Origin of the sequence: Pseudomonas sp. R11-23-07, assembly GCF_003852295.1 — a bacterium.
Taxonomy (GTDB): Bacteria; Pseudomonadota; Gammaproteobacteria; order Pseudomonadales; family Pseudomonadaceae; genus Aquipseudomonas.
Genome location: NZ_CP027761.1, coordinates 3,476,197 through 3,488,836 on the forward strand (window position 1 = coordinate 3,476,197; position 12,640 = coordinate 3,488,836).

Sequence of the window (12,640 nt, forward strand, 5' to 3'; positions counted from 1 at the left end):
TTGACCACGCCCCTGATCGAACTCAAGCACATCCGTAAATCCTACGGCGGCGGCGACAGCCCGCAGGTCGACGTGCTGCGTGGCATCGACCTGTCGATCCATGCCGGGGAGTTCGTCGCCATCGTCGGCGCGTCCGGCTCCGGCAAGTCCACATTGATGAATATCCTCGGTTGCCTCGACCGCCCAAGCGACGGTGACTACCTGTTCGCCGGTGAAAACGTTGCCCACCTGGGCAGCGACGAACTGGCCTGGCTGCGCCGCGAAGCCTTCGGTTTCGTGTTCCAGGGCTACCACTTGATCCCGTCGGCGTCGGCCCAGGAAAACGTCGAGATGCCGGCGATCTATGCCGGCATCAGTGCCAGCGAACGGCACGCCCGCGCCACCGCCCTGCTCACCCGCCTGGGCCTGGCCGACCGCACCGGCAACCGTCCGCACCAGCTCTCCGGCGGCCAGCAGCAGCGGGTGTCCATCGCACGCGCGCTGATGAACGGCGGGCATATCATCCTCGCCGACGAACCCACCGGCGCCCTCGACAGCCATAGCGGCGCCGAAGTGATGAGCCTGCTCGACGAACTGGCGAGCCAGGGCCATGTGGTCATCCTGATCACCCATGACCGCGAAGTGGCCGCACGGGCCAACCGCATCATCGAGATTCGCGACGGCCTGATCATCAGCGACTCGGCCGGCGCCCAGGCCTGCGCGCCCGCCGAAGCGGACAGCACTGCGCTGCAGGCCGTGGACCTGCGCCAGCGCCTGGTCGACGGCGCCGAACACAACGGCGCCTGGAAGGCCGAACTGCTCGACGCATTGCAAGCGGCTTGGCGCGTGATGTGGATCAACCGCTTTCGCACCGCGCTGACCTTGCTCGGAATCATTATTGGCGTGGCCTCGGTGGTGGTCATGCTGGCCGTGGGGGAAGGCAGCAAGCGCCAGGTCATGGCGCAGATGGGCGCGTTCGGCTCGAACATCCTGTATGTCAGTGGTTCGTCGCCCAACCCGCGCACGCCCCTGGGCATCATCACCCCACAGGATGTGGCCGCCCTGGCCACCCTGCCCCAGGTGAAACGGATCATGCCGGTCAACGGCGCCGAAGCCGGCGTGCGTTTCGGCAACATCGACTACATCGCCTATGTCGGCGGCAACGACACCCAGTTTCCGAGCATCTTCAACTGGCCGGTGGTCGAGGGCAGCTACTTTACCGAAGCCGACGAACGCAACGCCGCCACCGTCGCGGTGATCGGCGCCCGGGTGCGTGACAAGCTGTTCAAAGGCCTGGTCAACCCCATCGGCCAGTACATCCTGATCGAAAACGTGCCGTTCCAGGTGGTGGGCGTGCTCCAGGAAAAAGGCTCCAGCTCGGGCAACAAAGACAGTGATGACCGCATTGCCATCCCCTACTCCGCCGCCAGCATCCGCCTGTTCGGCAGCTATAACCCGGAGTACGTGGTGATTGCCGCAGCCGACGCCACCCGGGTGAACGCCGCCGAGCAGGCCATCAATCAGTTGCTCAAGCGCCTGCACCAGGGCAAGGACGATTATCACCTGACCAACAACGCCGCGATGATCCAGGCCGAGGCGCGCACGGCCAACACACTGTCGTTGATGCTAGGTTCGATTGCGGCGATTTCCCTGTTGGTGGGCGGCATCGGCGTGATGAACATCATGCTGATGACCGTGCGCGAACGTACCCGCGAGATCGGCATCCGCATGGCCACCGGTGCCCGTCAGCGCGACATCCTGCGCCAGTTTCTCACCGAGGCGGTGATGCTCTCGGTGGTCGGCGGGCTGCTGGGTATTGCCCTGGCCTTGCTGGTGGGCGGCGTGCTGGTACTGGCCGAGGTGGCGGTGCAGTTTTCCCTGATGGCGGTGCTCGGCGCCTTTGGCTGCGCGCTGGTCACCGGTGTCGTATTCGGCTTTATGCCGGCCCGTAAAGCTGCCCGGCTCGATCCGGTTAAGGCGTTGACCAGTGAATAAACGACCCCTCGCACCGCCGCTGGCGCTGCTCAGCCTGTGCTTGTTGCTCAATGCCTGTGCGGGTAATGCGCCCGCCGTCGACAGCGGCATCGCGCCGCCCGCCGCCTGGCAATACGCCGAGCGCGCGGCCAGCCAAGCCGCCAACCAGCGCTGGTGGACGCAATTTGGCAGCCCCTCGCTCAACCGCCTGATCGACCAGGCCCGCCGTGACAGTTTCGACGTTGCCGCCGCCATGGCCCGCGTGCGCCAGGCGCAGGCAACGGCGGTGATTGCCGGCGCGCCGCTGCTGCCTGAGGTCAAGTTCAACCTCACCGCCACCCGTGAAAAGCTGCTGCGCGGCAGCGGCAACTCGGACCTGAACGCCACCGAGAGCAACAGAACCGTCAGCAGCTATGACGCCAACCTCACGGCCAGCTACGAACTCGACTTCTGGGGCGGCCGCGCCGCCGCACGGGACGGCGCACTGCAGAGCCTGCAGGCCAGCCAGTTCGACCAGGCCAACGTTGAGCTGACCCTGCTCAGCAACGTGGCCGACCGCTACGCGCAAACCCTGGCCGCGCGCCAGCGCCTGCAGATCGCCGAGCTGAACCTGGCGAATGCGCGCAATGTGCTGAAGCTGGTGCAAACCCGCTACGACGCCGGTTCCGCCACAGCCCTGGAGCTGGCGCAACAGAAAAGCCTGGTGGCCAGCCAGCAACGGCAACTGCCGCTGATCGAGCAGTTGGCCGAAGATTCGCGGATCACCCTTGCCGCGTTGCTCGGCCAGCCCGTGCAGGCGCTGGCCCTGGGCAACGAGGCGTTCCAGGCACTGACCTGGCCAAGCATCGGGCCCGGCGTGCCGAGCCAGTTATTGAGCCGGCGCCCCGACCTGGCCCAGGCCGAGGCACAACTGGCGGCGGCGAGCGCCGACGTGCGCGTGGCCCGTGCGGCGATGTTGCCTGCCGTCACCCTGGGCGCGACCCTGGGTTCGGGCGCGTACAAAGCCGACGACATCCTGCGCAGCCCGTTCTACACCCTGACCTCGGGCCTGGTGGCGCCGATCTTCAACAACGGTCGTTTAAGCGCGGAACGCGACAAGGCCCGCGCGCGCCAGGATGAGCTGCTGCACACCTACCGAGGGGCGATCATCAACGGCTTTGCCGACGTGGAAAAAGCCCTCAGCAGCATCACCCGCCTGGACCAGCAGCGCCAATGGCAAGCCGAGGAGCTGCAACAGGCACAGACCGCGTTCCAGATCGCAGAAAGCCGTTACCAGGCCGGTGCCGAGGATTTGCTCACGGTGCTGGAAACCCAACGCACCTTGTACGCGGCCCAGGACTTGAACGTGCAACTGCGACTGTCGCGCTTGCAGGCCAGCATCGCGTTGTATAAAGCGCTGGGCGGTGGCTGGAGTAGCGGCAACTGAAAAACGAAACTCCAGTTTCGTACACAAACCGTTTAATCGCCTTACATTATTAGACCCAAGGTCCTTGGTAAAAAAGCCGCCTTCACACGGCTCTTCCAGGACCTTTTAATGAAACCCAGCGTTGTTGGAAAATGCCTGGTTTGCCTCGGCGCCTGGCTGATCGCCCACCTGGCCCTGGCCGATCCCTTGATCACGCCCACCGCCATTGACTGGTTACTGGATTGCCCCTTCCCGGCGTTTGAACGCCTCGACCCCGAAGTCCTCGCGCGCACCCAATGCGGCCAGGTGACGGTGCCCCGCGACCATGCCGCACCCGGCCGCGGCCGCCTACGCCTGAGCGTGACACGCGTCGGCGCACGCGACCCGCTCAACCGTGAGGGCGTGGTGTTTATCCAGTCCGGCGACCCGCGTGCAGCTAAAAACGCCACCTTTGCCCTGCATCTGGTCGGCCGCTGGGAGTCTTATGCCACCCAGGCTTACCGCACGTTGGTCGACCGCTACGACGTCATCGAACTGAGCCCCCGCGACCTGCAACAGGACGCCGCCGTCGAACAGGCGGCGCGGGATATGGAGTATGTCCGTGAGCAACTGGGCGAGGCTCAACTCAACTACGTCGGCAATGCCGACGCGGCGCGACTGGGCAACCGCTATGCCACGCTGTTTCCCGAACGCATCGCGCGCATGGTGCTGGTCAACGCCGGGCGCGGCGAACCTGTGGCTTCCGGCGTCGAGCTGCTGCTGCTCAAGGAACCCGCCCAGGCCAGCGGTGACGGCTGTGTCAGCCGCTGGCTCGGTGATTTTCTGGTTTTCGGCAAACGGCCACCGGCGAACACACGCTGCCTCGACCGTGGCGGCTGGGACTGACCCTGACGTTTACGACCTGTTGATACCAGAAACGACACCCTGCGTTGACGCTGCGGCCCGATCGTTATTAAGTGCTATTTATCCGCATTAATACGATAAATCGAAACCATGCTGAGCCGTCCACTACGCCGCAAACGCCAGAAGCTGTCCGATGTGATCGTCGAGTCGGTCAAGCGCTCCATCGTCACCGACGCCTTGAAGCCCGGCGACCGCTTGCCCACCGAACGCGAGCTGATGGAAAGCTTCCAGTGCTCCAAGGGCTCGGCCCGCGAAGCGCTCAAGGCGCTGGAAGTCGAAGGCCTGGTGAGTACGCGCACCGGCCCCAGCGGCGGCGCCTACCTGAACCAGGCCGGCACCGAACCCGCCAGCCGCGCACTGCGCAACTACCTGCACTTCCAGCACCTGGACGGCGAGCAGGTGTATCAACTGCGCAAGGTCATCGAAGTGGAGCTGGCGCTGTCGGTGCTCGGGCGCTTGAGCGAGAGCGACTACCAGGCCTTGCAAGACAACGTGGACTTTTGCAGCGCCCCCGAAGACAGCGAAGCCGGCCAGCGCGAACAGCGTCTGGCGGAACTGGAATTTCACAACCTGCTGGCCAAGGCCTGCCCCAACCCGCTGCTCGGTTTCATGGCGCAGTTCCTCAACGACCTGCTGCGCGACCTGGTGGTGCTGAAAAAAGCCTACAAGCCCAAGCGCAAACAGTTCGATGCGGCCAACCTCGACTACCACAAGCAATTGCTGATCGCCTTTCGCGCTGGGGATGAAAGCGCGGTGCGCAGCTTGATGCATGAACACATGTGCGATGCCGAACACCACATGACTGCACTGGAAGGCCAAGTCAGCCCGCACTTCCTGCTGGAGTTCGATCACTCTTAACCCAAACACCACAAATCCAATGTGGGAGGGGGCTTGCTCCCGATGACTGAGTGTCAGCCACTGCATCTGTACCTGATCCACCGCTATCGGGAGCAAGCCCCCTCCCACACTTGACCGAGTTCACCCGCTGAATCGAGTTATCCCATAAAAGCCTGCCCACAGGCCCTTGCTCCACCGTATCGCCCTTGCCGCTCCTGCCAATAACTAAACCAGGGAGTCACCCCATGCAGCGTCGTACGTTATTGAAAGCCAGTCTCACCTTCGCCTCCGCCCTCAGCCTCCCGCTGAGCGTGCGTGCGGCATTCGCCGCCGAGCCCTTTACCTTTTACGGCCTCAAGTCCATGTCTGGCGCCTTTGCCAGCTATGGCAAGTTTGCCGACATGGGTTCGCGCCTGGCGGTGGAGCAGCACCCGCAAGTGCTCGGCCGCCCGTTGAACTACAAGGTCATCGACACCGAAGGCAATGCCGGCAAGGCGGTGCGCAAGGTGCAGGAGGCGATTCAGCAGGACGGCGCGCGGTTCTTCCAGGGCTGCACGCTGTCCTCGTCGGCCCTGGCAGTGGCCAAGGAGGTCGACAAAGTCGGCGGCGTGTTCATGACCCCGGTGGGCGCCGACGAGGTCACCGGCAAGGACTGCAACAAGGCCACGTTTCGCTGGTCGGTGCCCACCTACGGCGCCATCCGCGAAACCATGCTGCCGCTGATCAAGCTGCTGCCGGACGCCAAGCGCTGGTACACCATCACCCCGCAATACGTGTTCGGTGAAGCTTTGCTCGAAGGCGCGAAAAACGTACTCAAGGAACACGGCCTGGAACACGTCGGCAACAGCTACCACTCCTTGCAGGAGCAGGAATTCTCCGGCTACCTGACCAACGCCATCTCCACCAGGCCCGATGTACTGGTGCTGCTCAACTTCGGCAGCCAGTCATCCAACACCCTGCGCCAGGCGGTGAATTTCGGCATCAAGGAACGCATGAAGGTGCTGCTGGTGTGGTCCGCCGGCCTCGACCAGTTCCAGGAACTGGGCAGCGATATTCTCGAAGGCGTGTACCTCGGTGCGCAGTACTGGCACCAGGTCGATACGCCGCTCAACCGCGAGCTGGTCAAGCTGACCCAGGCCAAATACGGCATCAACCCCACCTACCCGCTCGCCGCTGACTACATCAGCACCAAGGTGATGCTCGAGACCATCGTCGCTACCGGCAGCTTCGACGGGCCGACCGTGGCCAAGGCCCTGCAGGGCCTGAGTTATGAAGGCCCGACCGGCAAGGAATCGATCCGCGCCGGCGACCATCAGGTGATCAAGGACTACTACCTGCTGATAGGCAAGGCCGCCGCCGATATGACCGACAAGGACGACCTGGCCAAGGTGCTCAGCGCCGGCCAGTCCTTCCCGCCGGTGGAAGCCACGGGCTGCACGCTCGTCTGAGTTTCTGACTATCGCACCGGCATCCTGCTGAGGGCTTGCGCATGCTTAATCTTTACCTGTTCCAGATACTCAACGGCCTCGGGTTGGGAATGATCTACTTCCTGATCGCGGTCGGGCTGACGATCATTTTCGGCCTGCTCAACTTCGTCAATTTCGCCCACGGCGCGTTCTTCCTGCTGGGCGCCTATATCTGCTACACCGCCGTCAGCCTCACCGGCAGCTTCTGGCTGGCGCTGCTGATCGCGCCGCTGGTGGTGGCCGCGCTGGCGTGGGTGATCGAGCGCCTGCTGATCCAGCGCATCTATCACTTGCCGCATATGTTCCAGATCCTGGTAACGCTGGGCATCGCGTTGATCATCCAGGAAGCCAGCGTGATGATCTGGGGCCCGGTGGGCAAGAGCGTCGCGGTGCCGGAACTGCTGCGGGGCGTGCTGGTGGTGGGCGATTTCGTCTACCCCTACTACCGCCTGTTCCTCATCGTGTTTTCCGCGGTGGTGGGCCTGGGCCTGTGGCTGCTGCTGGAACGCACGCGCTTCGGTGCACTGGTACGCGCCGGCAGTGAGAGCACCGAAACCGTATCGCTGCTTGGCACCAATATCTTCCGCCTGTTCTCCATGACCTTCGCCCTCGGCGTTGGCCTGGCCGGCATGGCCGGTGTGCTGTTCGCGCCGTTGCGCGGTGCGCAGCCGTTCGTGGGCCCGGAGATTCTCGGCATCGCCTTCGTGGTGGTGGTGATCGGCGGCATGGGTTCGTTCAGCGGTGCGCTGGTCGGCGGTTTGCTGGTGGGCGTGGTGCAAAGCCTGATGACCACACTCTGGCCCCAGGGCGCGAGCCTGATGATCTACGGCGCAATGGCCGTGGTGATTCTGGTACGCCCCTACGGCCTGTTCGGGAGAGCCTGACATGAGCGAGAAAACCCCCCTGCCGTTTGCCAAGACGCAATCGCGCGCCATGTTGCTGTGGGTCGTGGCGGTGCTGATCGGCCTGCCGTTGATACTGCCTTCGGCGACCCTGGCCAGCGAAATCCTGATCTTTGCCATGGCCGCCCTGGCCTGCAACCTGTTGCTGGGCTACACCGGGCTGTTGTCGTTCGGCCAAGGCATTTTCTTTGGTGCCGGTGCGTATTGCGCGGCGTTGCTGATGATCCACCTGCAATGGGGCCTGTTCACGGCGTTGCTGGGTGCTGCCGTCGTCGGTGGTTTCCTGGCGTTGCTGGTGGGCGCCCTGGCGATCCGCCGCACCGGCATCTACTTCGTGATGCTCACGTTGGCGTTCAGCCAGATGGCTTACTTTGTCGCCTACACCCTGAGCGACTGGACCGGCGGCGACAACGGCCTGCTCAGCGTGCCGCGCCCGGAGATCCGTATCGGTGACAGCGTGCTGCTGTCACTGGCCGACGCCCGCGCCTTCTACGGCTTTGTCGCCGCGCTGTTCCTGCTGATTTTTATCGGCGCGCGCCGGGTTATCGCCTCGCCGTTCGGCAGCACCTTGATGGCGATCCGCGAAAACGAAACCCGCGCCTCGGCCATCGGCTACGACACGCGGCACTTCAAGATCCTGGTGTTTGTGTTGTCCGGCGCGGTCACCGGCATCGCCGGGGCGCTGTACGCGATGCTGCTGCACTTTGTGCCGCTGTCGAACATCGACCTGGCGATGTCCGAGAACATCCTGATCATGACCATCGTCGGCGGCACCGGCTCGCTGTTCGGCTCGTTGCTGGGTGCCGGTTCCATCGTGCTGCTGGGGGATTTCCTGTCGGACCTGTGGCCGCGCTGGCTGATGCTGCTGGGGGTGATTCTGATCCTGGTGGTGATCTTCATGCGCGGCGGTCTGTGGGGCGGGTTGGCCGCGCTGTACGAAAAAGTACGCGCCAGTCGCAAGCCCGGCGTCGTCACCAAGGAGGAAGTGCTATGAGCATCCTGCTGCAAACCCAAGACCTGGAACTGGCCTACGGCGCCTTCCATGCAGTCAATGGCGTCAACCTCAAGGTCGAGGCCGGCACCATCCACACCATCATCGGCCCCAACGGCGCGGGCAAGACCAGCCTGTTCCACTGCCTCACCGGTGAGCGCCAGGCCACTGCCGGTGCGATCCACTTCGACGGCAGGAACCTGATGCGCAAACCGGCCCACGCCCGCGTCGGCCTGGGCATGGCGCGTTCGTTCCAGCTCACCAGCCTGTTCCAGAACCTCAGCGTGCGCGAAAACCTGCGCCTGGCCGCCCAGGGCCGTGACGGGGCGCGCGCCCTGAATTTCTGGCGCCGCGTGGACAGCAAACGCGAACACCTGGAGATGGCCGACCAGGTGCTCGAGCGCCTGCAACTCACCGCCCGTGCCGACACCCTGGCCGGCGAGTTGTCCCACGGCCAGCAGCGGGTGCTGGAAGTGGGCATGTCGATCTGCTCCAGGCCCAAACTGTTGATGCTCGACGAGCCCACCTCGGGCATGGGCATCGATGACATTCCGATCATGACCCAACTGATCAGCGATCTGGGCCGCGACCACACGGTGCTGCTGATCGAACACAACATGAGCATCGTCATGTCCATCAGCCAACGCATCACCGTGATGAGCCACGGGCAGATCCTGGTGGAAGGCACGCCGGAATTCGTGCGCGCCGATGAACGCGTGCGCAGTGCTTATCTTGGGGAGGCTGCCTGATGCTGATCGTCGAGAATATCCATTCCTACTACGACAAAAGCCACGTGCTCGAAGGCGTGTCATTGACCGTCAACCCCGGCGAACTGGTGACGCTGCTGGGCCGTAACGGCGCCGGCAAGACCACGACATTGCGCAGCATCCTGGGCATCATCTGCCCGCGCCAGGGCCAGATTCACTTCAACGGGCAGGCGCTGGTGGGCCAGAAGATTTTTCAAATCGCGCGCCAGGGACTGGCGCTGGTGCCGGAGAACCGTGGGATTTTCCGCCTGCTCAGCGTCGAGGAAAACCTGCGCATCGCCGCCCGCAAGACCAGCCGCTGGCAGCTGGAGGATGTGTACGGCATGTTCCCGCGCCTCAAGGAGCGGCGCAAGAACGCCGGCCATGCACTCTCCGGCGGCGAGCAGCAGATGCTCGCCATTGCCCGCGCGCTGCTCAACGATCCCAAGCTGCTGATCCTCGATGAACCTACCGAAGGCCTGGCCCCGGTGATCGTCGACGAACTGGTGAAGATCCTGCGCAAGGTCAAGGACGACGGCCTGCCCGTGCTGCTGGTGGAACAGAACCTGATGGTCTGCGACAAGCTCGCCGACCGCCATTACGTACTCGAACAGGGCCGCGTGGTGTACGAAGGCAGCGCTGCAGATTTTCGCGCCGACCCGACCATCAAGAATCGTTACCTGGCCCTGAGTGCCTGACCGGAGAATGCCCATGAACAGCTTTGCGCAACCGCTAACCAGCAACGCCCCGCTGATCGATCGCGACCGCCTGTGGCAATCCTTGATGGACCTGGCCCGGCTTGGCGCCACGGCCAAAGGCGGCGTGTGCCGCCTGGCCCTGACCGACCTGGACCGCCAGGCCCGTGACCTGTTCGTGCAGTGGTGCGAAGCCGCCGGGTGCAGCGTCAGCGTGGATGCCATCGGCAATATCTTTGCCCGCCGCGCCGGGCGCAATCCCGCCCTGCCCCCGGTGATGACCGGCAGCCACATCGACACCCAGCCCACCGGCGGCAAGTTCGATGGCTGCTACGGGGTAATGGCCGGCCTGGAAGTGATCCGCACCCTGAACGACCTGCAAATCGAAACCGAAGCGCCCATCGAAGTGGTGGTGTGGACCAACGAAGAAGGCTCGCGCTTCCCGCCGTGCATGATGGGCTCCGGGGTATTCGCCGGTAAGTTCGACCTGCAGGACACCCTCGACAAACAGGACGAACATGGCCTGTCGGTGGGCGCAGAGTTGCAGCGCATCGGTTATGCCGGCTCCCGCCCTGTGCTGGGCCATCCGGTGGGCGCGTATTTCGAGGCGCATATCGAACAGGGCCCGGTGCTGGAGGACCAGGCCACCACCATCGGCGTGGTGATGGGCTGCCTGGGCCAGAAATGGTTCGACCTCACCCTTACCGGTGTCGAAGCCCATGCCGGGCCGACGCCGATGCACCTGCGCAAGGACGCCCTGGTGGGAGCCGCCGAGGTGGTCAGCGCGGTCAACCGCATCGCCCATCAGCAGCAGCCTCACGCCTGCGGCACCGTCGGTTGCCTGAGCCTGCACCCCGGCTCACGCAATGTGATTCCCGGCCAGGTGCACATGACCCTCGACCTGCGCCACCTGCATGCGGACAAGTTGCACGCCATGGTCGACGAAGTGCGCGGCGTGATCGAAGCCAGCGCCGCCCGGCACGGCTTGACGTTCGAACTGACCCCCACCGCCGACTTCCCGCCCCTGGACTTCAACCCCACCTGCGTGAACGCCGTGCGCGACGGCGCGAAGGCCTTGGGCTTGAGCCATATGGATATCGTCAGCGGCGCCGGGCATGACGCGATCTTCGTCGCCGAACTGGGCCCGGCCGGGATGATCTTTGTGCCGTGTGAAGGCGGCATCAGCCATAACGAAATCGAAAACGCCGCGCCGGATGACCTGGCGGCGGGTTGCGCGGTATTGCTGCGCGCCATGGTCAATGCCGCACAGGGAGCCCAGCCATGAGCGAAATAGGCCAACTGACGGCGGTGCAACTGCTGCAGCATTTTCGCGACAAGACCCTGTCGCCGGTGGAGGTCACCGAGGATGCGCTGTTGCGTATCGAGCGCTATAACCCGCTGGTGAATGCCTACTGCCATGTGGACCCGCAAGGTGCGTTGAATGCGGCACGCGCCGCCGAGCAACGCTGGCTCAAAGGCCAGCCCTGCGGCGCGCTGGATGGCGTGCCGGCCTCGATCAAGGATTTGACCTTGACGATGGGCATGCCCACCCGCAAGGGTTCGCGCACCACGTCCGCCGAAGGGCCGTGGGACGTCGATGCGCCCTTCACCGCCTTCATGCGCAAGGCCGGCGCGGTGCTGCTGGGCAAAACCACCACCCCGGAGTTCGGCTGGAAAGGCGTCACCGACAACCCGCTGTACGGCATCACGCGCAACCCCTGGGACACCCGCACCACGGCAGGCGGTTCGTCCGGTGGCGCCGGGGCGGCGGCTGCGCTGAACCTCGGCGTGCTGCACCAGGGCAGCGACGCGGGCGGCTCGATCCGGATTCCCTGTGCGTTCACCGGCACCTTCGGCATCAAGCCGACCTTTGGCTATGTGCCGCAATGGCCGGCAAGCTCGATGACGATCCTGTCGCACTTGGGCCCGATGACGCGCACCGTGGAAGACAGCGTGCTGATGCTGCAGGCCGTGGCGCAGCCGGACGTGCGGGACGGGCTGATCGGTGCGCCAAGGACCACGCCGTGGCTGACGCCAGGTAACGACCTGAAGGGATTGCGCATCGCCTACAGCCCCACCTTTGGTTACGTGGATGTGGACCCGCAGGTGGCCAGGGTGGTCGCCGCAGCGGTCGATGGCCTGGTGCAGTTGGGCGCCCATGTCGAACAGATCGACCCCGGCTTCAGCGACCCGTTGGAGGTGTTCAGCACCTTGTGGGCCGCCGGCGCCGCGCGCCTGACTCGCAGCATGAGCGAGGCACACAAGCAACTGCTCGATCCCGGTTTGCTGCGCATTGCGCAACGAGGCGAACGCTTGAGCCTGGATGATTTCAATGCGGCCCTGGAAGCCCGTGCGGCGCTGGTCGCGCGGATGGCGGCGTTCCATGAGCACTACGACGTGCTGGTGTCACCAATGATGCCGATCACCGCGTTCGAGGCCGGGCATACCGTCCCGCCGGGTTCGGGCCTGGAGGAATGGACGCAGTGGACGCCGTTCACCTACCCCTTCAACCTCACCCAGCAACCGGCCGCGTCGGTGCCGTGCGGGCTGGCGGCGAATGGGCTGCCGGTGGGGTTGCACGTGGTGGGCGCGCGGTTTGCCGATGAGCAGGTGTTGAGGGTGTGCCACGCCTACGCCAAGGCATTCCCCACCCAACACCTGCAAGCCCCAATCACCGGAACACTGTAGATCCAATGTGGGAGGGGGCTTGCTCCCGATGGCGGTGTGTCAGCCACTACATCC

Annotated in this window: 11 protein-coding genes; all 11 read left to right on the plus strand. The window is 64.5% G+C overall.

The annotated features are described in order from the left end of the window. The 11 genes from C4J84_RS15855 (at position 1) to C4J84_RS15905 (ending at position 12,586) form a co-directional block, all read left to right on the plus strand. Positions 1-1,974, plus strand: coding sequence for a MacB family efflux pump subunit (locus C4J84_RS15855; RefSeq protein WP_124371178.1), 1,974 nt, complete (start codon positions 1-3; stop codon positions 1,972-1,974). Continuing rightward, positions 1,967-3,379, plus strand: coding sequence for an efflux transporter outer membrane subunit (locus tag C4J84_RS15860; protein WP_124371179.1), 1,413 nt, complete (start codon positions 1,967-1,969; stop codon positions 3,377-3,379). The genes C4J84_RS15855 and C4J84_RS15860 overlap by 8 nt, the downstream gene beginning before the upstream one ends. Before the next feature lie 108 nt (positions 3,380-3,487). Further along, entirely contained in the window at positions 3,488-4,243 is a 756-nt protein-coding gene (locus tag C4J84_RS15865) for an alpha/beta fold hydrolase (RefSeq protein ID WP_124371180.1), read from the plus strand. 108 nt (positions 4,244-4,351) lie between these two features. Further along, positions 4,352-5,119: a FadR/GntR family transcriptional regulator gene (locus C4J84_RS15870; protein WP_124367538.1), complete on the plus strand. Its 768-nt coding sequence runs from the start codon at positions 4,352-4,354 to the stop codon at positions 5,117-5,119. 224 nt (positions 5,120-5,343) lie between these two features. Then, the gene (locus C4J84_RS15875) at positions 5,344-6,546 is read left to right on the plus strand and encodes an ABC transporter substrate-binding protein (RefSeq protein WP_124371181.1); all 1,203 of its coding nucleotides are present in this window, start codon (positions 5,344-5,346) and stop codon (positions 6,544-6,546) included. 41 nt (positions 6,547-6,587) lie between these two features. Further along, positions 6,588-7,448, plus strand: a complete 861-nt coding sequence (locus C4J84_RS15880; protein ID WP_124363435.1) for a branched-chain amino acid ABC transporter permease — start codon at positions 6,588-6,590, stop codon at positions 7,446-7,448. 1 nt (position 7,449) lies between these two features. Next, entirely contained in the window at positions 7,450-8,460 is a 1,011-nt protein-coding gene (locus tag C4J84_RS15885) for a branched-chain amino acid ABC transporter permease (protein WP_124435708.1), read from the plus strand. Further along, complete coding sequence (locus C4J84_RS15890) at positions 8,457-9,206, plus strand: ABC transporter ATP-binding protein (protein WP_124367542.1); 750 nt, start codon at positions 8,457-8,459, stop codon at positions 9,204-9,206. Before C4J84_RS15885 ends, C4J84_RS15890 begins: the two co-directional genes overlap by 4 nt. Next, positions 9,206-9,901, plus strand: a complete 696-nt coding sequence (locus C4J84_RS15895) for an ABC transporter ATP-binding protein (RefSeq protein ID WP_124367543.1) — start codon at positions 9,206-9,208, stop codon at positions 9,899-9,901. The genes C4J84_RS15890 and C4J84_RS15895 overlap by 1 nt, the downstream gene beginning before the upstream one ends. 13 nt (positions 9,902-9,914) lie before the next feature. Continuing rightward, the gene (locus C4J84_RS15900) at positions 9,915-11,183 is read left to right on the plus strand and encodes a Zn-dependent hydrolase (protein WP_124367544.1); all 1,269 of its coding nucleotides are present in this window, start codon (positions 9,915-9,917) and stop codon (positions 11,181-11,183) included. Continuing rightward, on the plus strand, positions 11,180-12,586 hold the full coding sequence (locus C4J84_RS15905) for an amidase (RefSeq protein ID WP_124371186.1): 1,407 nt from the start codon (positions 11,180-11,182) through the stop codon (positions 12,584-12,586). Before C4J84_RS15900 ends, C4J84_RS15905 begins: the two co-directional genes overlap by 4 nt. The last annotated feature ends 54 nt before the right edge of the window (positions 12,587-12,640 follow it).